The sequence below is a fragment of the Burkholderia sp. HI4860 genome (genome assembly GCF_002223045.2).
GTDB lineage: Bacteria > Pseudomonadota > Gammaproteobacteria > Burkholderiales > Burkholderiaceae > Burkholderia.
Genome location: NZ_NKFO02000003.1, coordinates 2,016,678 through 2,039,370, shown reverse-complemented (window position 1 = coordinate 2,039,370; position 22,693 = coordinate 2,016,678). Strand labels below are relative to the sequence as shown.

Here is a 22,693-nt window from a genome sequence, read left to right as displayed (position 1 = left end):
CCGATGGCACACGGCTTTCCTCTTCAGTTGCTGCTCGACCGCGCGCAGGAAGATCTCGACTCCGCGACGAAGCAGCTCGGCACCGCGCAGCGCGACCGCACCGCGGCCGCCGAGCAGCTCGACGCGCTGCTGCGCTATCGCGACGAATACCACGCGCGCTTCTCGCAATCCGCGCAGCACGGGATGCCGGCCGGCAACTGGCGCAATTTCCAGGCGTTCATCGATACGCTCGACGCCGCGATCGCGCAGCAGCGCAACGTGCTGGCCGCGGCCGAAATCCGTATCGACGAAGCCCGCCCGAACTGGCAAAACAAGAAACGTACCGTCGGCTCGTTCGAAATCCTGCAGGCGCGCGGCGTCGCGCAGGAAGCGAAGCGGGACGCCCGGCGCGAGCAGCGCGACGCCGACGAACACGCCGCGAAGATCCTGCGCATGCGGGCCGACGCGGCCCGTTCGTCGTAACCGACCACCGCATTCGAACGAGAGAACCGACATGCCTCCCCTGCCCCTGCTCGGCGCGCTGCTCGACACCGCCGGCACCGCACTCAAGGCCGCCCGCGGCGCGGGTGCGTCCAGCGCCGCCGGCAACGATGCCGCGACCGCGACGACCGCCGTGCCGTTCGCGCAGACGCTGAAGCAAAGCGTCGCCACGCGCCGCGATGCGTCGAATGCCGGCGTCCCGGATGCTTCGACGCAACAAGCTTCGTCGAAGCCGGCCGCCGGCACGAAGCCGTCCGCCGCCGCAGACGACGACACGACCGACGATACGACCACGAACGCCGCCACGAACCCCGACGCCGCCGCGCTCGCGGCGGCTGCGGCCGTGCAGGCGCAACTGCAGGCGCGCACGGACAACGCGATGCCGGCCGACGCGGCTGCCGCCGCGGCCGCTGCGCAAAAGACGGCCGTGTCCGGCCAACCCGATGCCACGGCCACGCTGACGGATCATGCGGCCAAGGACGCGGCGGCGGCCACCCAGGCCGCCCAGGCCACGCCGGCAACGAGCCGCGATGCGCTGCAGGACGCGCTCGCCAAGCTGACGGGCGGCACGGGTGCGATCGCGATGCCCGCAGCCGGCACGACGGCGCCCGCACCGGCCGCGACCGCGGCGACCGGCACCGCCGCGCCGCTGACACCGAAGGTGCCGACCTTCGACCGCACGCTCGCCGACGCGAAGGGCGCGCTCGCCACCCAGCAAACGCCGGTGCAAGCCACCGCGCAGGCGCTGCAGGCCAACGCGAACGCGCAGTCGGGCGAGCAGCACGCGCTCGCGGCAGCCAGCGACGCGGCGGACCCGGCCGCCAGCGCGACCCTCGCGGCCGGCGCCACGGCTGCGGCCGCGGCCCAGGCGAACCTGCAGTTGTCACCGGCGGCGGGGGCGATCGCCGCCGCGAACGCGCACGTGCTCGCGCCGCACATCAGCACGCCGGACTGGACGGACGCGCTGAGCCAGAAGGTCGTGTTCCTGTCGAATGCACACCAGCAGAGCGCCGAACTGACGCTCAATCCGGCCGATCTCGGGCCGCTGCAGGTCGTGCTGCGCGTCGCCGACAACAACGCGCACGCGTTGTTCGTGTCGCAGCACGCGCAGGTGCGCGAAGCGGTCGAAGCCGCGCTGCCGAAGCTGCGCGAGGCGATGGAAGCGGGCGGGCTCGGGCTCGGCAGCGCGACCGTCAGCGACGGCGGCTTCGCCTCGCAGCAGCAGAACCCGCAACAGTCCTTCGCCGGCGGCCAGCCGTCGCGGCGCGGGAGCGGCGGATCGTCAGCCGGCGATGCACCGGTCGGCGCTGCGCAATCCGCACCGGCCGCCGCGAGCGTGAGCCGCGCCGGCCTCGTCGATACGTTTGCCTGAGCATGGCCGCCGCCGTGCGCGCGCCGCTCAGCGGCCGTGCACCGCCGCGGCTGCCTCGCCGCGCGGCACCGCGCCCTTGCGCGTGGCGACGATGAAATCCGCCGCGCGTTCGCCGATCATCACCGACGGCGCATTCGTATTCCCGCCGACCAGCGTCGGCATCACCGATGCATCCACCACGCGCAACCCGTCGACGCCGCGCACGCGCAGTTGCGGATCGACGACCGCGCGCGCATCCGAGCCCATCCGGCAGGTGCCGACCGGGTGATAGATCGTGTCGGCATGCTCGACGATCGTCTTGCGCAGTTCCGCTTCGCTCTGGTCGGCCCGCGTGTACAGCTCGCGCCCGCCCTGCGACGCGAGCGGCGCCTGCGACAGGATCTTGCGCATCGCCTGCGTGCCGCGCACGAGCAGGTCGAGATCGCGCGTATCGCTGAAGAAGCGCGGATCGATCAGCGGTGCGTCGCGCGCATCGCCGCTCGCGAGCGCCACCGTGCCGCGGCTGAACGGCCGCAGCGCGCACACGTGCAGCGAATAGCCGAAACCCCAGTGCATCTTGCGGTTGTGGTCGTCCACGAGCGCCGTGCAGAAATGCAGCTGCAGGTCGGGACGCTCGAGCGACGGGTCGCTCTTGATGAAGCCGCCGGCCTCCGCGACGTTGCTCGTCATCATCCCGGTGCGGCTCGAGAAATAGCGCGCGAGCGCGGGTGTCATCTTCGCGATCCCGCGCAGGCACACGCCGACCAGTTCCGATGAATTCACGCGCGTATTGATGATGAAATCGATATGGTCGATCAGGTTCGTGCCGACGTCCGGCGCATCCTGCACGACCGCGATCCCGTGCCGGCGCAGTTGCTCCGCCGGGCCGATCCCCGAGCACATCAGCAGTTGCGGCGAATTGAACGCGCCGGCCGACAGGATCACTTCCGCGCGCGCGTCGAGCGTCTCGACGCGCCCGTTGCGCGCGACCGCGACGCCGGCCGCGCGCTTGCCGTCGAACGTGACGCGCAGCACCGTCGCATCGGTGATCACATGCAGGTTCGGCCGGTTGCGGCCGTAGATATACGCGCGGGCGACGCTGCAGCGCGAGCCGTCGCGGTGCGTGACCTGGTAGAAGCCGATGCCTTCCTGCGTCGCGCCGTTGAAGTCGTCGTTCAGCGGATAGCCGGCCGCGTGCGCGGCCTGGATGAATCGTTCGGAGAACGGATTGCGAAAGCGCAGGTCCGACACCGTGAGCGGGCCGTCCGCACCGTGCCACGCATCGGCGCCGCGTTGGTTGCCTTCCGCGCGGCGGAAATACGGCAGCACGTCCTGCCAGCCCCAGCCAGTCGCGCCGAGCTGCGCCCATTCGTCGTAGTCGCCCGGATGGCCGCGCGTGTAGATCATCGCGTTGATCGCGCTCGAGCCGCCCATCCCGCGCCCGCGCGGCTGGTAGCCGCGCCGCCCGCCGAGGCCCGGCTGCGGCACCGTCTCGTAGCCGTAGTTCGTGCCGAGCTTGAACGGCACCAGCGCCGCGATGCCCACCGGCATGTTGACGAGCAGGTTGCGCTCCGTATGCGAGCCGGCCTCGATCAGCGCGATCGTCGCATCGGGGCAGGCATCGGCGAGACGGCCTGCCAGGCTCGAGCCGCCCGAACCGCCGCCGACGATGATGTAGTCGTATTGCATGTCACGTCTCCGTCGTGTCATGGAAGGCCGCCAGGCGACCGCGTCCCCTCTTGTAATGTTCGGGCATTGTAGGAATGGCCGTCGCGCGCGCGGCACGCGTATTCAAGAGCGATTCCTCTAAACGCCCGCGTGAACTAAATTTAAGATGTATCGATTCGCTTGGCGCGACGCGCCGGCCACGAGAAGCCGATCCGTCGCGAAACGGGAGTGACGACGATGCAGCGCCAGGTTCTGCAGGCCGCGTGTCGACCGGGTGGTCCGGATGCGATGCGTGCAGCCCGCATTTCATTTCAAACGGCAGCTCGCGCGGCGAGGCTCGGCGTCATGCGCGCGGTCGAGCGAAATCGAACGGCACGCGTCGTCGCCGACCGTTTGGATGGTTGCTGGCCACAGCGGCACGGTGCGCTGCGTCACGATTCGACTGACCTGTCGGGCTGCCCCGCTTCGGTGCGCCGGCAGACGCTCACGGCGCAGCGACGCGTGCCTGTCGGCAGTCACATCGCACCGCACACGCATGCGCCACAAAGCAGGTTCCGGATGCACACACCGTCGCGCGGATGCGACGCCCGCTGCACGCTTCAACCGGTTTTCGAGCACACGTCGCATCCGGCCCGCGCCGCGCGACCCGCACCACCCCGATCCGCGTCGCCGCGCTCGCCGAGCGTGCGCATGCGGCGTGACGGCCGGCCGACCCGCCTGGCCCAACTGGAGGAGACGACATGAAGAACGACCTGCCCGAACTGGCCCCGCAAGCCCTGCCGTCGGTGGATGCGCTGACGGCGCTGCTGCGCGACCAGCGCGCAGCCTACCTGCGCGCGCCGTATCCGGCATGGGAAACGCGCGTGCAGCACCTGCGCGCGCTGCGCACGATGCTGATCGACCATGCGGATGCCCTCGCCGAAGCGATCAGCGCCGATTTCGGTCATCGCGCGAAGCAGGAGGTGCTGTTGTCGGAAATCTGGATGGCGAAGGAAGAGATCGACGACGCGCTCAAGCACGGCAAGCGCTGGATGAAGCCGATCCGCAAGCCGATGAACAAGTGGCTGCGCCCGGCGCGCGCGAAAGTGATTCCGCAGCCACTCGGCGTGGTCGGCATCGTCGTGCCGTGGAACTACCCGGTGCTGCTCGCGGCCGGCCCGCTGATCTGTGCGCTCGCGGCCGGCAACCGCGCGATCATCAAGATGTCCGAACTGACGCCGCGCACGTCGGCGCTGTTCGAGCAGCTCATTGCGAAGACCTTCACGCGCGACCACGTCGCGGTCGTGAACGGCGATGCGGAAGTGGGCGCCGCGTTCAGCGGGCTGCCGTTCGATCATCTGCTGTTTACCGGCTCGACGCACGTCGGCCGCCACGTGATGCGCGCGGCCGCCGACAACCTCACGCCCGTCACGCTCGAGCTCGGCGGCAAGTCGCCGGCGATCGTCGGCCCGAACGCGCGCTTCGATGCGGCCGTCGACGCGATCGTCGCGGGCAAGACGCTGAACGCGGGCCAGACCTGCATCGCGCCCGACTACGTGCTGCTGCCGCGCGGGATGGAAGCCGCGTTCATCGAGCGCGCGCGCGCCCGGTTCGCGAAGATGTATCCCGACCTGTCCGCCAACGGCGACTACACGACGATCGTGTCGCCGCGCCACTACGCGCGACTGCAGCAGCTCGCGAGCGACGCGCAGGCGGCCGGCGCGCAACTGCATCCGCTGTCCGACGCGCAATCCGATCCCGCCTCGCGCCGCTTCGTGCCGTGCGCGGTCACGCAGGTGCCGGCCGCGTCGCAACTGATGCAGGAGGAAATCTTCGGGCCGCTGCTGCCGCTCGTGCCGTACGAACGGCTCGACAAAGCGATCGCCTACGTGAATGCACGCCCGCGTCCGCTCGCGCTCTACCTGTTCGACGAGGACGGCGGCACGATCGACCGCGTGATGCGCGAAACGATCTCGGGCGGCGTCACGGTCAACGAAACGCTGATGCATATCGCGTGCAGCAGTTTGCCGTTTGGTGGGGTCGGGGCGAGCGGCATGGGCGCCTATCACGGCTACGACGGCTTCGTGACGTTCTCGAAGATGAAGCCGGTGCTCACGCAGGCGCGCCTGAACGCGCGCAACCTGCTCGCGCCGCCGTACGGCAAGCGCTTCGCCGCACTGATCAAGCTGATGCTGAAGTTCTAGGCGAAACGGAAAACGGGCCGCGCGCATCGCGCCGCGGCCCGCACATGCCTGCCGCGCGGCGAGAGTGCCGCGCGCGCCGTCACACGGGCCAGAGCGGCCCTTCCTGCATCGCGCCGATCTGCTCGCGCAACTCGAGCACGCGCGCTTCCCAGTAACGATGCGTGTTGAACCACGGAAACGCGGCCGGAAACGCGGGATCGTCCCAGCGCCGCGCGAGCCATGCGGCGTAGTGGATCAGCCGCAGCGTGCGCAGCGCTTCGACGAGATGCAGCTCGCGCGGCTCGAATTCGCAGAAGTCCTCATAGCCGGCCAGCAGGTCCGCCAGCGCACGCGACGCGCCTTCGCGATCGCCCGGCAGCAGCAGCCATAGATCCTGGATCGCGGGCGCCATCCGGCTGTCGTCGAAGTCGACGAAGTGCGGGCCGGCATCGGTCCACAGCACGTTGCTCGGATGACAGTCGCCGTGCGTGCGCAGCAGGCGGATCTCGCCCGCCCGCTCGAACGCGGCCTCGACGCCTTCGAGCGCGAGGTTCACGGCCGTCTCGTATGCGGGCCGCACGTCGTCCGGAATGAAATCGTGCGCGAGCAGGTAGTCGCGCGGCTCATAGCCGAACGTCGTGATGTCGAGCACGGGGCGCGCGACATACGGCTGCGTCGCGCCGACCGCATGGAGCCGGCCGATGAAGCGGCCGAGCCATTCGAGCGTGTCGCTGCGATCGAGATCGGGCGCGCGGCCGCCGCGCCGCTCGAAGATCGAGAAGCGGAAGCCGTCGAACGCGTGCAGCGTGCGGCCGTCGAAGGTGCGCGCGGGCACCGCCGGAATCTCGCGCGCGGCGAGTTCGGCGACGAACGCATGCTCTTCGAGGATCGCTTCGTCCGACCAGCGCGCCGGACGGTAGAACTTCGCGACGACCGGCGGGCCGTCTTCGATACCGACCTGATAGACGCGGTTTTCGTAGCTGTTGAGCGCGAGCAGGCGCCCGTCGGTGCGCAGGCCGGCCGGTATCAGCACGCTGTCGAGCGCGTCGAGCACGCACTCGGGCGTGAGTCCGGCAAACGGCGGGCCGGCGGGAGAAGCGGGAGCGGGAGTGACGTCTTTCATGCCCCGCATTGTGCCGTCAGCCGGACTGAAAGACGAGCGCCCGTTAGTGAAGCGCTGCGCCGGCCGGCAGTACCGATTCGCCGGTATCGATCAGGTCCTCGAGAAAGAACGGCTCGGTGTTGAGTTCCTTGGACTCGCCCGGTACGCCCGCGTACCAGGTCACCATGGCCATGTCGCCCAGGACGCGTTGGACGATGCCGCGCGCGCCCTTCGGCACCGCGATATGGGTAGTGCAGACAATCGACCCGACATGCATGATGGTTCCCCACTCTTGAATCTTGAAACCCGGCCCGCTGGGGGCCGGCAAATGCACGATCCGCGCGCTCTCGTCGGAGCGTTGCGCGTGATCCCATTGTTCACGGTTTATCGAAGCACGAAAAGAAGAAGAAGCAGGCGAAGTGCCGCGAATTCGTCGAATGTCTCCAATCAACCACTGCGCCGGGGTAGACGCTTGCCCGCCCGGTTACCCCCATCATACCCTGTCGAATGTGACTGCCCGCCGAATCCCCGGCATCACCGCGGCGCGTACGTGACCAACGCCCCGCGTGCGCCGTGAATCGGGTGTCGGGTCACCCGGCAATTTCGCGCGACTGCGGTTGCCGAATCACGCGACGCCGTCATCAGCTTCCCCCTGCCTCGAACGCAGCCCGCACGGCAACGGCTGCTCACGCATCGCCCGCCGACCTTCGCCATGCGATGCGTCACCGACAGGTGTTGCATCCGATGCCGTCGTTGCGTTACCTTTGATGCTCATTCGCGTTCAAGCGCATTCCGACACGATGCATCCGTTCACGTCCGCCCTCGCAAAATCCCGGCCGCAGTTCGACTCGCGGCCGCAGGCGTGCGCGCATCCGTCGGTCCTTCCTCCTCCTGTCGCACCGCCGCTCGTCGGCGCCGCGCCGCCCCCTCCGGCGGCACGCGCCGGCTGACCAGCCGGCTTTTCGTTTCGTCTTCCATTCGCCCGCGGGCTCGCATTCGTGTGTCGTGACGCACGGCGTGCCGCTGCGCGCGCGGATGGAACATTCCGATCCGTTCGACAGGTGGATTCACATGGTTTCGTTCAAACGCGCGCTCGCCGCGCATGGCGCGACGTCGCTCTTCGTGCTGCTGTGGAGCAGCGGCGCGATCTTCGCTGAACTCGGGCTGCGTCACGCGTCCGCGTTCGTCTTTCTCACCGCACGTTTCGCGCTGGCATCGCTCGTGCTGCTCGGGCTGGCGTTCCTGCGCAAGCGCTGGCTGCCGCCGCGCGGTGAGCGGCGCATGGCCGCGCTGACCGGCTTGCTGATGATGGGCGGCTATTCGATCTTCTACCTGCTCGCGCTCGAACGCGGGATCGCGCCGGGCGTGCTCGCGACGATCCTCGGCGTGCAGCCGATCCTCACGCTCGCGATCGTCGAGCGGCGCTGGCAACCCGTGCGCATCGCGGGGCTCGCGCTGTCGCTGGCCGGTCTCGCGCTCGTCGTGTTCCGCGGCACCGGAGACGGCGGCCTGTCGCTCGCAGGCATCGCGTGCGCGCTCACCGCGCTCGTCGCGCTGACCGCCGGCTCGCTGCTGCAAAAACGCGCACGTGCGGCGCCCGCCGACGTGCTGCCGCTGCAGAATGCGATCGGCCTCGCGCTGTGCGTGGCGATCGTGCCGTTCCGGCCGGTGTCGTTCGACGTGAGCTGGGCCTTCGTGATCCCGCTGCTGTGGCTCGGCATCGTGATTTCGGTGATCGCGCAGCTGCTGTTCTACCGGTTGATGCAGCGCGGCGATCTCGTCAACGTGACGAGCCTGTTCTATCTCGTGCCCGTCGTCACCACGCTGATGGATGCCGCGTGGCTCGGCAACCGGCCCGAGCCGCTCGCGCTCGCCGGCATGGGCGCGATCATCGCGGGACTCGCGCTCGTGTTCCGCGCGCCGGCCGCCCGCGTGCAGCCCGACCGCGCATGAGCGGGCGTGCCGCCGCGCTCGCGAATGCGGCGGCACGCACCGGAACATACGAAGAATCCGCAACAATCGAAAGGCGCGAGAAAGATACGCGCAAGGCGTTCGTCGAACTTGCGGGAAATATGCGCGATTCGCGGGGCTTTCCGCTGATTTTTAATGGTTCGGATAGCGAAAAGCGCTGCCGGTTGCCTATACTCGAATTGACCGCCCCGCTCGCAATCGGGCCGGACCAAGACTAGAAACACCCGGCATGGGGCCGGAGCCAGCGCGCACGCGCCCGCTCCGGTCGACCTTGGAGACACGCATGACGACCTACTTCACGATCGGCGACTTCATCCTGTTGATCCCGATGGCGCTGGCCGGAGCGCTATTTCTCGGCGCGGTGCCGTGCGCAACCGAATTCCGCCACAACCTGCTGCGCGTGCTGGGCGTCATCCTCGGCGTCGGCGTCGCGGTATTGCTCGTCGAAGGCCTGCCCGCGCTGATCTAGCGGCGCACCACCCGTGCGTGACGTGCATCGCTGCACTGCAGCGATGCGACGTGCTGCGCGCAAGCCATTGATACGGCACGCGATGTTTCGCATGCCGTATCGACTGCCGGTCAGATCGCCTGATCGGTGGACGGCTTTTCCCACAGATTGATGCCGCCTTCCGTCGCGTAACGATCGATCTCCGCGAGCTCTTCCGCCGAGAATTCGAGGTTCTTCAGCGCACCGACGTTTTCACGCACCTGCTCCGCGCGGCTCGCGCCGATCAGCGCGGACGTCACGCGGCCGTTGCGCAACACCCAGGCGAGCGCCATCTGCGCGAGGCTCTGCCCGCGCCGTTCGGCGATCGCGTTGAGCTTGCGCACATGGTCGAGGTTGTCCTCGCTCAGGTGATCCTGCTTCAGCGAGCCGCCGCCCGGCTTGTTCACGCGCGCGTCGGCCGGCACGCCATTCAGGTACTTCGACGTGAGCAGCCCCTGCGCGAGCGGCGTGAACGCAATGCTGCCCGTGCCGATCTCGTCGAGCGTGCCGAGCAGTTCGGTTTCGACCCAGCGGTTCAGCAGGTTGTACGACGGCTGGTGGATCAGCAGCGGCACCTTGTACTGCGCGAGCAGCTCGGCCATCTCGCGCGTCTTCGCCGCCGAGTACGACGAAATGCCGATGTAGAGCGCCTTGCCCTGCTGCACGGCCGACGCGAGCGCGCCCGCCGTTTCCTCGAGCGGCGTGTGCGCGTCGAAGCGGTGCGAATAGAAGATGTCGACGTAGTCGAGCCCCATCCGCTGCAGGCTCTGGTCGAGGCTCGCGAGCACGTACTTGCGCGACCCGCCGCCGCTGCCGTACGGCCCCGGCCACATGTCCCAGCCGGCCTTGGTCGAAATCAGCAGCTCGTCGCGATACGGCCGGAAATCTTCCTTCAGCAGCCGGCCGAAGTTGGTCTCCGCGCTGCCGTACGGCGGCCCGTAGTTGTTCGCGAGGTCGAAGTGGTTGATGCCGAGGTCGAACGCGGTGCGCAGGATGTCGCGCTGCGTCGAGATCGGCGTCGTGTCGCCGAAGTTGTGCCACAGGCCGAGCGACAGCGCGGGCAGTTTGAGCCCGGATTTGCCGCAGGTGCGGTATTGCATGTCTGCATAACGTTCGGAAGCTGCTTCGTAGGCCATGAGTCGGTTCCGTCAGGACATCGGGAGAAGGGACGCGCGCCGGCCGCGCGCGCGGCGCGGCGGCGGCGAAGGAGTCATACGACGACTATGGTAGCGAAAGCGGCCGGAACGCGCTCGGCGGCGCGACGATGGACGCGGCCGCGGCCGTCGCCTACACTGCGGCGTCTCGAATCACCGTTTCAGCGAGGTTGGTATGTCCCGGGTCATCTCGGTTGCGCTGCTCGTCGGCGGCGTCGTGCTGCTGTATTTCGGCGGCCAGTCGTTCCATTCGATCAACGACAACGTGTCGCGCTTCTTCACCGGTTCGCCCGCGACGAAGACGATCCTGCTGATCGTGGGCGGCGCCGTCGCATCGTTCATCGGCCTGATCGGCCTCGCGATGCCGGGCGGCAAGCGCTGAGCGCCAGCCGCGATGCACGCACGGCCCGCGTCATACGTTCGGGCCGCGCCAAACGAAACGGGCGGCCAGGCCGCCCGTTGTTCCATGCACCCGCGATACGCGGCATCGCGTCATCGCCGCGGCCTTGAAGGCCGCCCGCTGCGCGCCTAGAACGGCACTTCCGATTTCGATGCCGAGCGCGTGCCGGGCACCGGCCGGTTGCTCGCGCCGTGATACGTGTACACGAGCGAGAACTTCACCTGGTCGGAACGGTTCTGCCCGGCCGAATGCAGCGTGTTGCAGTGGAAGAACACCACGTCGCCCGTCTGCAGCGACGGGCACGTCGCCGCATCGATCATCTTCCGGTTCTCCGGCAGGTCGCTGCGGAAGAACTTCGCATCGTCGAACGCTTCAGGCCCGAATTCGGCCGTGTGCGACCCCGGTACGAGCCACAATGCGCCGTTCTCGTTCGTTTCCGGCCCGAGCGCGAGCCACACCGACACCATGTCCGGACGCTCGAACGACCAGTAGCGGAAATCGCGATGCCAGCCGGTCAGGCTGCCGTACGCGGGATGCTTGGTCATCATGCAGTTGTGATGCGCGCGCGACAGCACCGGCTCTTCGCCGAAATACTCGCGCATCCACGCGCCGATCTCGGGTGCGATCGCGCGCTCCGCGAAGGCCGGATCACGCGAGTACGCGTCGAGCAGCCGCCGCACCGTATGCCCACCCGGCGCATGCTTGGACTCGGGCGCGCCCGGATAGCGCAGGTCCGCCTCGAACTCGATCGGCTCGGCCGCCTCCCGCAACTGGCGCTCCGCAACCTGCCTGAGCGCCGCGCACTGCTCGTCGCTGACGAGGCCACGCGCGACGACGAAGCCGCGCTCGCGCAATTCCGCGACTTGCGCGCGGACCGATTCCGACTGCAATGGAGACGACATGGGATGCCAGACGTTTATTGTGTGAATGTGACGATTGTAAATCGGCGCCGGATGCCGCGAACAGCACCATTGTCGTACGCAGGGGCATGCCAATCGCGAATTTGATCCGGCTCAAGGGAACTGTGCGGCGCGGCGCTGGCCTCAGCGACAGGCGGTATGCGGCACACGCGTTGTGGCACAAGGGTTTATCGCGACTTTTGCCCGTCATGAATCCCCTGTAGCCTGTCGCGGCCTGTCAATTCTGGCGGGCGCGGCGCGCAACGAGTTTCGGTAAGATCCGTTGCGCAATCCGAGGCCGTTCATACCAGTGCGCTCCCAAGGGCGCCATCCATACAAGCGAAGCATCGTTCACATGCCATTCCGTCTGACTTCCCGTCTCAGCCGCGCTGCGAAGCGCGTTGTGCCGCCCGCTCCTGCCCGCTCGCTGCGCCATCACCGCGCACGCACGCAGGCGCTGGCCGAGCGTACGCCCGCACATAGCCGGCTGGACGGTATCCGTGCGTGGTTCCACGCATTTTTCTCGATGATGAGCACGCAGGCGTTCTCGCGCCGTGCCGGCCTGCGCTCGCTGCTGCAGAAGCCGTCGTCGCTGCGCGCGCTCGCGCTGCGCCGCACGCTCGGCCCGCAGCGCCGCGTCAACCGCCCGCGCCGCCTCGCGGCCAGCAACGGCTGGTTCGGGTTCGGCGCACGCTGAGCGTACGCCGACGGGCACCGCGCGACGATCGCCGTCGCGCCGCTGCCCGCGCCGTTGTCCACGCCGTTACCCGATTGCCGCGGCGATCGGAACGCATAAAAAAACCCCGGCGCTGCCGGGGTTTTTCATTTGAGGCGAACGACGCTTACGCGACGCGTGCTGTCGGCTCGACGCCGGCCGCTTCGGCCAGGGCGAGCGCCTTGTCGGTCGCTTCCCACGAGAACTCCGGCTCTTCACGGCCGAAGTGGCCGTAAGCAGCGGTCTTCTCGTAGATCGGGCGCAGCAGGTCGAGCATCTTGATGATGCCCTTCGGACGCAGGTCGAAATGCTCGCGCACGAGCTTCGTGATCACCGCATCCGACACGCGGCCCGTGCCGAACGTGTTGACCATCACCGAGGTCGGCTCGGCCACGCCGATCGCGTACGACACCTGGATCAGCGCGCGCGACGCGAGGCCGGCGGCGACGATGTTCTTCGCGACGTAGCGGCCCGCGTATGCAGCCGAACGGTCGACCTTCGACGGATCCTTGCCCGAGAACGCGCCGCCGCCGTGCGGTGCGGCACCGCCGTAGGTGTCGACGATGATCTTGCGGCCGGTCAGGCCGCAGTCGCCCTGCGGGCCACCGATCACGAACCGGCCGGTCGGGTTCACCAGGAACTTGATGTCGCCCTTGATCAGGTCGGCCGGCAGCGTCGGCTTGATGATTTCCTCGATCACGGCTTCGCGCAGCGCCGGCAGTTCGATGTCCGGTGCGTGCTGCGTCGACAGCACGACGGTGTCGATCGAATCGGGCTTGCCGTCGACGTAGCGGACCGTCACCTGCGACTTCGCGTCCGGGCGCAGCCATTGCAGGCGGCCGTCGCGGCGCAGGCTGGCCTGGCGCTCGACGAGGCGGTGCGACAGGTAGATTGGCAGCGGCATCAGTTCCGGCGTTTCGTCGCACGCGTAACCGAACATCAGACCCTGGTCGCCCGCGCCCTGGTCGAGGTTGTCGTCGTGTGCGCGATCGACGCCCTGGGCGATGTCCGGCGACTGCTTGTCGTACGCGACGAGCACCGCGCAACCCTTGTAGTCGATGCCGTAGTCGGTGTTGTCGTAGCCGATGCGCTTGATCGTGTCGCGCGCGATCTGGATGTAGTCGATGTTGGCCGTCGTGGTGATTTCACCGGCCAGAACGACGAGACCCGTGTTGCACAGCGTTTCCGCCGCAACGCGGGAATATTTGTCCTGCTCGAGGATGGCATCGAGGATCGCGTCCGAGATCTGGTCCGCGACTTTGTCCGGATGGCCTTCAGAGACGGATTCGGACGTGAAGAAATAATCGTTTGCCACTTTTTCAGGCTCCTGTGTGGTTACGGTTGGTTTCACGTAGCCAGCTTCGTTGGGCCTGAAGCGGCGACGCTTTAGCGGATTACCAGGACCGGGCAGCGTGTGTGACGCCAACCGGCTTCGCCCCGCAAGTTGTCAGTTAACTCGGCGAAGCCCGTATTATAGCGGCTTTCCTGAATTGTCACAGAGCGCCGCCCGTGCTGCATCTTCCGCTGTCTCACCACCCTGTTCGCAAAGCGCCGGCCAGCCGGTCCCACGGAGGTTTCGCATGCTAGGTCGTCTAGCCACGCACCTCGCCATTGGCTTGCTGAAACTGCTCGCCCTGTTGCCGTACGGCCTGACCGCACGGTTCGGCGATGGTCTCGGCTGGCTGCTCTACAAGATCCCCAGCCGGCGAAAGCGCATCGTACACACCAATCTAAAACTCTGCTTCCCTGACTGGAGCGACGAACGCCGCGAGGAAATTGCCGGGAAGCATTTCCGCCATGCGATCCGCAGCTACGTCGAACGCAGCGTGCAGTGGTTCGGCTCGGAGAAAAAGCTCGCGAAGCTGATCCAGGTCGACAGCGCGGTCGACCTCGACGATCCGGACCTGCCGCCGACGCTGTTCCTCGGCCTGCATTTCGTCGGCATCGAGGCCGGCTCGATCTGGCTGAACCGTTCGCTGCATCGCCGCTGCGGGTCGCTCTACCAGCCGTTCTCGAACGCGGTGCTCGAGGAAGAGGCGAAGAAGGCGCGCGGGCGTTTCGACGCCGAGATGGTCGGCCGCGCGGACAGCGCGCGCGTCGTGCTGCGCTGGCTGCGCGACCGCAAGCCGGTGATGCTCGGCGCCGACATGGACTACGGGCTGCGCAATTCGACGTTCGTGCCGTTCTTCGGCGTGCCCGCCTGCACGCTGACGGCGGTCGGCCGGCTCGCGAAGACGGGCCGCGCGCAGGTCGTGCCGTTCATCGGCGAGGTGCTGCCGAACTACAAGGGCTATCGTCTGAAGGTATTCAAGCCGTGGGATCACTACCCGACCGGCGACGACGATCTCGACGCGCGGCGAATGAACGCATTCCTCGAGGAGCAGATCCCGCTGCTGCCCGAGCAATACTATTGGGTTCACAAGCGCTTCAAGACGCGCCCGAACGGCGAGCCGAGCCTGTACTGAGCCATGCCCACGAGAGCGCGGTCACGTGCGTGCCAGCGCTCTCGCCACCTTGGGCACGCCTTTCGCGCGCGCCTGCCACAAGTCGTAAGCGGATTGCTGGGCGAGCCACAGATCCGCGCGACCGCCGTTTTCCTCGCCAAGCCACGCCTCGATGCGCAACGCCATTTCCGGCGAGATCCCCGCATGACCATGCAGAATGCGCGACAACGCCGCACGCGTGACGCCGAGTTGCGCCGCGGCCTCGGTGACGGTCAGGCCGAATGCCGGCAACACGTCGTCGCGCAGCGATTCGCCTGGATGCGGCGGATTGAAGATGCGAGTCATCGCTTGAATCACCTCAGTGGTAGTCCTGGTAATCGACCAGGACGGCGTCGGCACCCTCGAAGGTGAACGTCAGACGCCAGTTGCTGCTCACGCTCACCGCGAAATGGCCGTCCAGTCCACGGCAAGGCTGTGAAACCGCCAGCCCGGCACGTTCATGTCGAGCGGCCGGCTCGCGACGTCGAGACGTGCAAGCTGGCGCAGTAACCTTGGCGCATGGTCGGGCCGGATGCCCGCCTCGTTCCCGTTCGTGAAAAACGCTTCCAGCCCCTTGTGCTGCCACGACTTGATCATGGATCTCCCAGATTCGAGTCACGATGTCGACAGCATGGCCCATGCGTATAGCCACACTATACGAATCGCTTGATTGCCTCGTCAATTTGACCTGTACGAAAGTACGCGTCCGCGCCATCCCGTGTTGTCGCCGAACCCTGCTGGCACCGCGACAGGCCCGTCACACCGCATCAATCTGCCCGCCTGTCGCACACGCGACCAGTCGACCGATCGGCAGATGTACCCCATTTCGCCCCCCACCCGCCCCCGCCCGCGCAGGACGCCCCTGTCGGCTGCATGTATCATTTGCGGTTGAGATCAGCACGACGAACGAGGCCGCCCGGCATGGCGCGGCGTCACGCGCGCCGCGCTGACCGCCTTGTTCGCCATGGAAATCCGGACCCAGTGAAACTCTCGTTCACCAAGATGCACGGCGCGGGCAACGACTTCGTCGTGCTCGACGGCTATTCGCGCGCGTTGCCGCCGCTCACCGAAGCGCAGGTGCGTGCGCTCGCCAATCGTCACTTCGGCATCGGCGCCGACCAGCTGCTGCTCGTCGAAAAACCGACCGTCGACGGCGTGGATTTCAAGTACCGGATCTTCAATTGCGACGGCGGCGAGGTCGAACACTGCGGCAACGGCGCGCGCTGCTTCGTGAAGTTCGTCAGCGACCGCGGCCTGACCGACAAGCGCAGCGTGCGCGTGCAGGTGATGAAGGGCCTGATCACGCTGACGATGCAGGACAACGGCGAAGTCGTCGTCGACATGGGTGCGCCCGTGTTCACGCCGGCGCAGGTGCCGTTCGACGCAGCGGGCCTCGACGGCCGCACCGAGGGCCGCGACACGCTGTGGCCGCTCGACGTCGGCGGCGCGACGCGCTGGATCTCGACGGTGACGATGGGCAACCCGCACGCGGTGCAGGTCGTCGACGACACCGAAGCGTATCCGGTACTCGAAGAAGGCCCGCTGATCGAGCACCACGCGCGCTTCCCTGAACGCGTGAACGCCGGCTTCATGCAGATCGTGTCGCGCAGCGAAGTGAAGCTGCGCGTGTACGAACGCGCGGCGGGCGAGACGCTCGCGTGCGGCACCGGCGCGTGCGCGGCGGTCGCGGCCGGCATCCGGCGCGGCCTGCTCGATTCGCCGGTGACCGTGCACACGCACGGCGGCACGCTGACGATCAGCTGGGACGGCGCGCGCGACGAAGCCGCCGCGCTGATGATGGCCGGACCCGCCACGACCGTGTTCGAAGGCGAGATCGACCTGAACGTCTGACCCTGCAACGTCCTTGATAACTGAACGCTCCCGCCACATGAACGATCGCGAAGTCGCCGACTACCTGCTCGCCAACCCCGAATTCTTCGCGCAGCACGCCGAACTGCTCGCGACGATCCGCCTCGCGAACCCGCACGGCAAGGCCGCGATCTCGCTGCAGGAGCGGCAGATGGAGATGCTGCGCGACAAGAACAAGCATCTCGAGCGCCGGCTCGCCGAACTCGTGCGCTACGGCCACGAGAACGACAGCCTGTCCGCGAAGTTCAGCCGCTGGACCGCACGCGTGATCGCGGAACGCGATCCGTACGCGCTGCCGCGCACGATCGCCGACGGCATCGCCGAAGTCTTCGACGTGCCGCAGACGGCGCTGCGCGTGTGGGATGTCGCCGACACCTACTCGCAGGCCGATTTCGCACGCCAGGTCGGCGAGGAAGTGCGCCTGTTCACGAACGGACTGTCGACGCCGTACTGCGGTGCGAACACGGGCTTCGAGGCCGCGCAGTGGCTCGCGCCCGCGATCGCCGCCCCGGCCGCGCATGCGGCGGAAGGCGCGGAAGCCGCGTCTTCCGCCGGCGACGGCTCGGCCGCATCGGTCGCGCTGCTCGCGCTGCGTGCGCCGCTCGCCGGCAACGATGCGCCCGCGTTCGGCCTGCTCGTGCTCGGCTCGCCCGACCCGCGCCGCTTCCACGACGGGATGGCCACCGACTTCCTCGCGCAGATCGCGACGCTCGCGAGCGCCGCGCTCACGCGCCTGCTGCCGCACTGATCCTGCCGCACGCGATGACAGACGATCCGATCGCCGCCTACCTGTCGAACCTGAAGCACGTCAGGCAGCTGTCGGAACACACGCTGCGCGGCTACACGCACGAACTCGACGAGCTGAAGAAGCTCGCGAACGGCCGGCCGCTCGAAGCGCTGACGGCCGCCGACGTGCGCGGCGCGGTCGCGCGTGCACATTCGGGCGGGCTGTCCGCCCGGTCGATCTCGCACCGGCTGTCCGCGTGGCGCGCGTTCTACCGCTGGTTCGCGCAGCGCGTCGAGATGCCCGCGAACCCGGTCGCCGCGGTGCGCGCGCCGAAACGCGCGAAGACCTTGCCGAAGGCGCTGTCGGTCGACGATGCTTCCGCGTTGATGGACGCGCCGCTCGCCAACACGACCGAAGGCATCCGCGATCACGCGATCCTCGAGCTGTTCTATTCGTCGGGGCTGCGCCTCGCCGAGCTGATCGGGCTCGACGTGATGTACACGCAGGCCGACGGCTACCGCTCGACCGGCTGGCTCGACCTCGCCGAAGCCGAGGTCACCGTGCGCGGCAAGGGCAACAAGGAGCGCAAGGTGCCGGTCGGCCGCAAGGCGATCGATGCGCTGAACGCGTGGCTCGCGGTACGCAGCGAATTCGTGAAGCACGATCCGCATCCGCTGTTCGTGTCCGTGCGCGGCAACCGGATGTCGCCGGGCGTCGTGCGCGAGCGCGTGAAGCGCGCGGCGCTCACCGCGGGCATCCCCGCCAACGTCCATCCGCACGTGCTGCGCCACTCGTTCGCGACGCACGTGCTCCAGTCGAGCGGCGACCTGCGCGCGGTGCAGGAGCTGCTCGGCCACGCGAGCGTCTCCGCGACGCAGGTCTATACGTCGCTCGACTTCCAGCATCTCGCGAAGATTTACGACAGCGCGCACCCGCGCGCGAAGAAGCGCGACTGACGCGCGTCCCGTGTTACCCGCCGCGCGCGGCGACCGGCCACGGCCGGCTTCGCGCACGGCCCATTTCGATCTCATCATGCAAACCGTCACCCTCAAGCCGTCCAAGGAAAAATCGCTGCTGCGCCGCCATCCGTGGATCTACGCCAATGCGATCGACCGCGTCGACGGCAAGCCCGCGCCCGGCGCGACCGTGATCGTGCGCGCGCACGACGGCCGCTTCCTCGCGCGCGGCGCGTACAGCCCGCAATCGCAGATCCGCGTGCGCGTGTGGAGCTTCGACGAGAACGAGCCGATCGACCACGCATTCTTCAAGCGCCGCGTGCAGCGCGCGGTCGCGCACCGCACGACGATGGTGTCCGGCACGGGCGCGGTGCGGCTCGTGTTCGGCGAAGCCGACGGGCTGCCGGGGCTGATCGTCGACTATTACGTCGCGGACACCGCCGAAGCCGGCGCCGCCCCGCGCGGCCAGCTCGTCTGCCAGTTCATGGCCGCGGGCGTCGAGGCGTGGAAGGATGCGATCGTGAAGGCGCTCGTCGGCGCCACGGACTGCCCGAACGTCTACGAGCGCTCGGACGTGTCGATCCGCGACAAGGAAGGGCTCGAACAGACGACCGGCGTGCTGGCCGGCGATGCGCCGCCCGCGACACTGATCTCGAACGAAAACGGCGTGCGCTATCACGTCGACGTGCCGAACGGCCACAAGACGGGCTTCTACGTCGACCAGCGCGACAACCGCGCGCTGGTCGCGCAGTACGCGGCCGATCGCGACGTGCTGAACTGCTTCTGCTACACGGGCGGCTTCTCGCTCGCGGCGCTCAAGGGCGGCGCGAAGCGCGTCGTGTCGATCGACTCGTCGGGCGATGCGCTCGCGCTCGCGCAGCAGAACGTCGTCGCCAACGGCTTCGACGCCGAACGCGCGACCTGGCTCGACGCCGACGCATTCAAGACGCTGCGCCGCCTCGTCGACGAAGGCGAGCGTTTCGACCTGATCGTGCTCGATCCGCCGAAGTTCGCGCCGACGCGCGACAGCGTCGACCGCGCGGCGCGTGCGTACAAGGACATCAACCTGAGCGGCTTCAAGCTGCTGCGTCCGGGCGGCCTGCTGTTCACGTACTCGTGCTCGGGCGCGATCGACATGGACCTGTTCCAGAAGATCGTCGCGGGTGCGGCCGCCGACGCGAAGGTCGACGCGCGCATCCTGAAGCGCCTCGGCGCGGGCGTCGATCACCCGCTGCTCGCGGCGTTCCCGGAAGGGGAATATCTGAAGGGCCTGCTGTTGCAAATCGTCTGATCGCCCCGATCTACGCACGTAACCGTCCGCCGGCCGCGCCCTCGCGCCCGGCGGATCCGCGCTCCCGCCTGTCGTTCGGACGACGGGCGAGGGCTTGACAGGTATGTTTCAATGGATGGTTGTGCGCCCCGGCTGGCAAAGCCCCGGGCGCGACGCACATCCTGATTTTGACCCCGATTCACGAACCACAGGCGATTGACATGGCCACTCCCGTCACCATCCTCACCGGCTTCCTCGGCAGCGGCAAGACGACGCTGCTCAAGCGCATCCTGAACGAACAGCACGGCATGAAGATCGCCGTGATCGAGAACGAGTTCGGCGAAGAGAACATCGACAACGAAATCCTCATCCAGGATTCGAACGAGCAGATCATCCAGATGAGCAACGGCTGCATCTGCTGCACGATCCGCGGCGACCTCGCGCGCACGCTCGGCGAGCTCGCCGCGAAGAAGCGCGAAGGCAAGCTCGACTTCGACCGCATCGTGATCGAAACGACCGGCCTCGCGAATCCGGGCCCGGTCGCGCAAACCTTCTTCATCGACAGCGAGATCGCCGACGATTTCCTGCTCGACGCGGTCATCACGCTGGTCGACGCGAAGCACGCGAACGCGCAGCTCGACGAGCACGAAGTCGTGCAGCGCCAGGTCGGCTTCGCCGATCGCCTGTTCATCACGAAGTCGGACCTGGTCGACGACCAGACGGTGGCCGGCCTCAAGCATCGCCTGATGCACATGAACCCGAAGGCCGCGATCAAGGTCGTGAACTTCGGCGAAGCGGACATCAAGGAAATCTTCGACCTGCGCGGCTTCAACCTGAACGCGAAGCTCGAGATCGACCCCGACTTCCTCGCTGAAGACGATCACGCGCACCACCACCACGATCACGACCATGATCACGATCACGCCAGTTGCGACCACGATCACGGTCAATGCGCGCACGATCACGACCATGGCCACCACCATCACCACCACGCGCACCACGACGACAAGATCAAGTCGTTCGTGTACCGCAACGACCGCCCGTTCGACCCGAACAAGCTGGAAGACTTCCTCGGCGGCATCCTGCAGATCTACGGCGAGCGGATGCTGCGCTACAAGGGCGTGCTGTACATGAAGGGCGTCGACCGCAAGGTCGTGTTCCAGGGCGTGCACCAGATGATGGGCAGCGACCTCGCGTCGAAGTGGCTGCCGGTCGAGAAGAAGACCAACAAGATGGTGTTCATCGGCGTCGATCTGCCGCAGGACCTGATCACCGACGGCCTCGACGCCTGCCTCGCCTGACGCGCGCGGGCAACCGCCGCACACGCCGCCGCGAGGCAGCCTCGCAGGCGGCTGCGGCGGCCGCGGGGCGCCCTTTTCGGGCAGGGTTTCGCCGTCATCGCTTTTTCGCGATTTGCGCGTTATATTTTCTAGATATTGGCGCAGCCGACGGGGATCGACCCGATACGGCGCCCGCTTGCGATTCAGTTACAATACGTGCCCGCTGGAGTACGGCAACAAACAGGCCCGGTTCTTGCTGAACCAGTTTTCCGGGCATCGCAACCGCGCCGGATCGCCAATCCGCCTCCCGGCCGCGGCCGATGCGATGTGCCGCGCAGCACACCGGTTCGCAGCGCGCGCAACTCCGCGCCAGGCCTAACCTGGTATTTGAGAACCGGTTTTCCAGAGGCTTTCGGCCCCGCGGCGGCAAATCGCAAATGATTGCAAGGGCGGTTGCGGGTAATCCCAAAGTGCAGGCAATATCTATCGATTTGCCGCACATTGAAGAAGCAAGCAGATGACGAAGAAACTCTTGACCGAAGCCGAAATCCTGAAGATGAGCGACAAGGATTACATGAATGAGGATCAGCTCGCCTTCTTCAAAAATCGGCTCGAACAGTTGCAGGCGGACATCCTCAAGAATGCAGGCCAGACGACCGAGAACCTGCGCGAGACGGTGATCGTGCCCGATCCCGCCGATCGCGCGACGATCGAGGAGGAGCACGCGCTCGAACTGCGTACGCGCGATCGCGAACGCAAGCTCCTCAAGAAGGTTCAGCAGTCGCTCGCCCGCATCGATTCCGGCGATTACGGCTGGTGTGAGGAAACCGGCGAGCCGATCGGCATTCCGCGCCTGCTCGCGCGTCCGACCGCCACGCTGTCGCTCGAGGCGCAAGAGCGCCGCGAGCTGCGCCAGAAGCTGTTCGGCGACTGATCGAGCGGCGTTCCGCTCAGACACGCTGCTTCCCGAAAGCGCGCGGCCTGCCGCGCGCTTTTTGTTTTTCCGGCACCGGTTCCCCGCCGCCCGCCGATTTGCCCACCCCGCCTCTTGATATCCCGGCGCCCGCCCTAAAATGAAACGGACGCGCGCCGGGCCGCTTCCCGGCGCACTGCGAGTTACGCGGCGGCGCCTCGCGCCCCCCGACTCTTCCCCGTTTTTCTCAAGGAACGCAGATGGAGCAATTTCACGGCACGACCATCGTTTCGGTCCGGCGCGGCGACAAGGTCGCGCTCGGCGGCGACGGCCAGGTAACCCTCGGCAACATCGTCATGAAGGGTGGCGCGCGGAAAGTGCGGCGGATCTACAACAACCAGGTACTGGTCGGATTCGCGGGCGGCACCGCCGATGCGTTCTCGCTGCTCGACCGCTTCGAGGCGAAGCTCGAGAAGCACCAGGGCAACCTGACCCGCGCGGCCGTCGAGCTCGCGAAGGACTGGCGCACCGACCGGATGCTGCGCCGCCTCGAGGCGATGCTGATCACGGCCGACGCCACCACCACGCTCGTCATCACCGGCAACGGCGACGTGCTCGACCCCGAGGAAGGCATCTGCGCGATCGGCTCGGGGGGTGCGTATGCGCAGGCGGCAGCCCGCGCGCTCGCGGAGAACACCGAGCTGTCGCCGCGCGAGATCGTCGAGAAGTCGCTCAAGATCGCCGGCGACATGTGCATCTACACGAACCACAACCGCATCATCGAAACGATCGAGTAAGGACCGCAC

The 22,693-nt window shown here is 67.5% G+C and carries 23 protein-coding genes and 1 pseudogene; 16 read left to right on the top strand and 8 right to left on the bottom strand.

Going from position 1 to position 22,693, the window contains the following annotated elements; genetic code table 11:
- The first annotated feature begins 3 nt into the window (after nt 1-3).
- Together fliJ and CFB34_RS24720 are read left to right on the top strand one after the other, a co-directional pair.
- Nucleotides 4-462 (top strand): flagellar export protein FliJ, encoded by a 459-nt coding sequence (gene fliJ / locus CFB34_RS24725; RefSeq protein ID WP_089441243.1) that lies wholly within the window; start codon nt 4-6, stop codon nt 460-462.
- Between the two features lie 31 nt (nt 463-493).
- The gene (locus tag CFB34_RS24720) at nt 494-1,852 is read left to right on the top strand and encodes a flagellar hook-length control protein FliK (RefSeq protein WP_089441244.1); all 1,359 of its coding nucleotides are present in this window, start codon (nt 494-496) and stop codon (nt 1,850-1,852) included.
- 27 nt (nt 1,853-1,879) lie between these two features.
- Here the strand turns inward: CFB34_RS24720 and CFB34_RS24715 are convergent, their stop codons facing one another.
- The gene (locus CFB34_RS24715) at nt 1,880-3,520 is read right to left on the bottom strand and encodes a GMC family oxidoreductase N-terminal domain-containing protein (RefSeq protein ID WP_089441245.1); all 1,641 of its coding nucleotides are present in this window, start codon (nt 3,518-3,520) and stop codon (nt 1,880-1,882) included.
- Nucleotides 3,521-4,239: 719 nt separating this feature from the next.
- Between CFB34_RS24715 and CFB34_RS24710 the strand changes: the two genes are divergently transcribed.
- On the top strand, nt 4,240-5,682 hold the full coding sequence (locus CFB34_RS24710; RefSeq protein ID WP_089441246.1) for a coniferyl aldehyde dehydrogenase: 1,443 nt from the start codon (nt 4,240-4,242) through the stop codon (nt 5,680-5,682).
- Between the two features lie 79 nt (nt 5,683-5,761).
- Here CFB34_RS24710 and CFB34_RS24705 read toward each other — a convergent pair whose 3' ends face one another.
- Both CFB34_RS24705 and CFB34_RS24700 read right to left on the bottom strand, forming a co-directional pair.
- Nucleotides 5,762-6,793 (bottom strand): serine/threonine protein kinase, encoded by a 1,032-nt coding sequence (locus tag CFB34_RS24705; RefSeq protein WP_089441247.1) that lies wholly within the window; start codon nt 6,791-6,793, stop codon nt 5,762-5,764.
- 34 nt (nt 6,794-6,827) lie between these two features.
- Nucleotides 6,828-7,040 carry a hypothetical protein gene (locus CFB34_RS24700; RefSeq protein ID WP_011353523.1) on the bottom strand — a complete coding sequence of 71 codons (213 nt, stop codon included), beginning with the start codon at nt 7,038-7,040 and terminating at the stop codon, nt 6,828-6,830.
- Between the two features lie 794 nt (nt 7,041-7,834).
- On the opposite strand from CFB34_RS24700, the gene CFB34_RS24695 reads away from it, so the two are divergent.
- The 3 genes from CFB34_RS24695 (at nt 7,835) to CFB34_RS24685 (ending at nt 9,203) form a co-directional block, all read left to right on the top strand.
- The gene (locus CFB34_RS24695; protein WP_089441343.1) at nt 7,835-8,716 is read left to right on the top strand and encodes a DMT family transporter; all 882 of its coding nucleotides are present in this window, start codon (nt 7,835-7,837) and stop codon (nt 8,714-8,716) included.
- Nucleotides 8,713-8,952, top strand: coding sequence for a hypothetical protein (locus tag CFB34_RS24690; protein WP_089441248.1), 240 nt, complete (start codon nt 8,713-8,715; stop codon nt 8,950-8,952). The genes CFB34_RS24695 and CFB34_RS24690 overlap by 4 nt, the downstream gene beginning before the upstream one ends.
- A 65-nt stretch (nt 8,953-9,017) precedes the next feature.
- Nucleotides 9,018-9,203 carry a hypothetical protein gene (locus CFB34_RS24685; RefSeq protein ID WP_011353526.1) on the top strand — a complete coding sequence of 62 codons (186 nt, stop codon included), beginning with the start codon at nt 9,018-9,020 and terminating at the stop codon, nt 9,201-9,203.
- A gap of 110 nt (nt 9,204-9,313) precedes the next feature.
- On the opposite strand, the gene mgrA is transcribed toward CFB34_RS24685, so the two are convergent.
- Complete coding sequence (gene mgrA / locus CFB34_RS24680; protein ID WP_089441249.1) at nt 9,314-10,357, bottom strand: L-glyceraldehyde 3-phosphate reductase; 1,044 nt, start codon at nt 10,355-10,357, stop codon at nt 9,314-9,316.
- Between the two features lie 193 nt (nt 10,358-10,550).
- Here mgrA and CFB34_RS24675 point away from each other — a divergent pair, with 193 nt between their 5' ends.
- The gene (locus CFB34_RS24675; RefSeq protein WP_011353528.1) at nt 10,551-10,757 is read left to right on the top strand and encodes a DUF3185 family protein; all 207 of its coding nucleotides are present in this window, start codon (nt 10,551-10,553) and stop codon (nt 10,755-10,757) included.
- A 146-nt stretch (nt 10,758-10,903) separates the two neighbouring features.
- On the opposite strand, the gene CFB34_RS24670 is transcribed toward CFB34_RS24675, so the two are convergent.
- Nucleotides 10,904-11,677, bottom strand: coding sequence for a phytanoyl-CoA dioxygenase family protein (locus CFB34_RS24670; protein WP_089441250.1), 774 nt, complete (start codon nt 11,675-11,677; stop codon nt 10,904-10,906).
- Nucleotides 11,678-12,029: 352 nt separating this feature from the next.
- On the opposite strand from CFB34_RS24670, the gene CFB34_RS24665 reads away from it, so the two are divergent.
- Nucleotides 12,030-12,371 carry a hypothetical protein gene (locus CFB34_RS24665; RefSeq protein WP_089426563.1) on the top strand — a complete coding sequence of 114 codons (342 nt, stop codon included), beginning with the start codon at nt 12,030-12,032 and terminating at the stop codon, nt 12,369-12,371.
- A gap of 145 nt (nt 12,372-12,516) precedes the next feature.
- On the opposite strand, the gene metK is transcribed toward CFB34_RS24665, so the two are convergent.
- Nucleotides 12,517-13,704 carry a methionine adenosyltransferase gene (gene metK, locus CFB34_RS24660; RefSeq protein WP_039353866.1) on the bottom strand — a complete coding sequence of 396 codons (1,188 nt, stop codon included), beginning with the start codon at nt 13,702-13,704 and terminating at the stop codon, nt 12,517-12,519.
- Between the two features lie 265 nt (nt 13,705-13,969).
- Between metK and lpxL the strand changes: the two genes are divergently transcribed.
- Nucleotides 13,970-14,854: a lauroyl acyltransferase LpxL gene (lpxL, locus tag CFB34_RS24655; RefSeq protein ID WP_089441251.1), complete on the top strand. Its 885-nt coding sequence runs from the start codon at nt 13,970-13,972 to the stop codon at nt 14,852-14,854.
- 21 nt (nt 14,855-14,875) lie between these two features.
- Here the strand turns inward: lpxL and CFB34_RS24650 are convergent, their stop codons facing one another.
- Complete coding sequence (locus tag CFB34_RS24650; protein ID WP_089441344.1) at nt 14,876-15,178, bottom strand: HigA family addiction module antitoxin; 303 nt, start codon at nt 15,176-15,178, stop codon at nt 14,876-14,878.
- A gap of 13 nt (nt 15,179-15,191) precedes the next feature.
- Nucleotides 15,192-15,469: pseudogene (locus CFB34_RS24645) on the bottom strand (type II toxin-antitoxin system RelE/ParE family toxin).
- Between the two features lie 384 nt (nt 15,470-15,853).
- Between CFB34_RS24645 and dapF the strand changes: the two are divergent.
- From dapF to hslV, 7 genes are all read left to right on the top strand, one after another.
- Nucleotides 15,854-16,723, top strand: coding sequence for a diaminopimelate epimerase (gene dapF, locus CFB34_RS24640; protein ID WP_089441252.1), 870 nt, complete (start codon nt 15,854-15,856; stop codon nt 16,721-16,723).
- A gap of 37 nt (nt 16,724-16,760) precedes the next feature.
- A complete protein-coding gene (locus CFB34_RS24635; protein ID WP_089441253.1) occupies nt 16,761-17,489 on the top strand; it encodes a DUF484 family protein in 729 nt (242 codons plus the stop codon).
- Between the two features lie 14 nt (nt 17,490-17,503).
- Nucleotides 17,504-18,424, top strand: a complete 921-nt coding sequence (xerC, locus tag CFB34_RS24630) for a tyrosine recombinase XerC (RefSeq protein ID WP_089441254.1) — start codon at nt 17,504-17,506, stop codon at nt 18,422-18,424.
- A 76-nt stretch (nt 18,425-18,500) separates the two neighbouring features.
- Nucleotides 18,501-19,715, top strand: coding sequence for a class I SAM-dependent rRNA methyltransferase (locus CFB34_RS24625; protein ID WP_069249126.1), 1,215 nt, complete (start codon nt 18,501-18,503; stop codon nt 19,713-19,715).
- A 200-nt stretch (nt 19,716-19,915) separates the two neighbouring features.
- Nucleotides 19,916-20,995, top strand: coding sequence for a GTP-binding protein (locus CFB34_RS24620; protein WP_089431838.1), 1,080 nt, complete (start codon nt 19,916-19,918; stop codon nt 20,993-20,995).
- A gap of 496 nt (nt 20,996-21,491) precedes the next feature.
- Complete coding sequence (gene dksA / locus CFB34_RS24615; RefSeq protein WP_006477498.1) at nt 21,492-21,908, top strand: RNA polymerase-binding protein DksA; 417 nt, start codon at nt 21,492-21,494, stop codon at nt 21,906-21,908.
- 239 nt (nt 21,909-22,147) lie between these two features.
- Nucleotides 22,148-22,684: an ATP-dependent protease subunit HslV gene (gene hslV / locus CFB34_RS24610; protein WP_021156275.1), complete on the top strand. Its 537-nt coding sequence runs from the start codon at nt 22,148-22,150 to the stop codon at nt 22,682-22,684.
- The last annotated feature ends 9 nt before the right edge of the window (nt 22,685-22,693 follow it).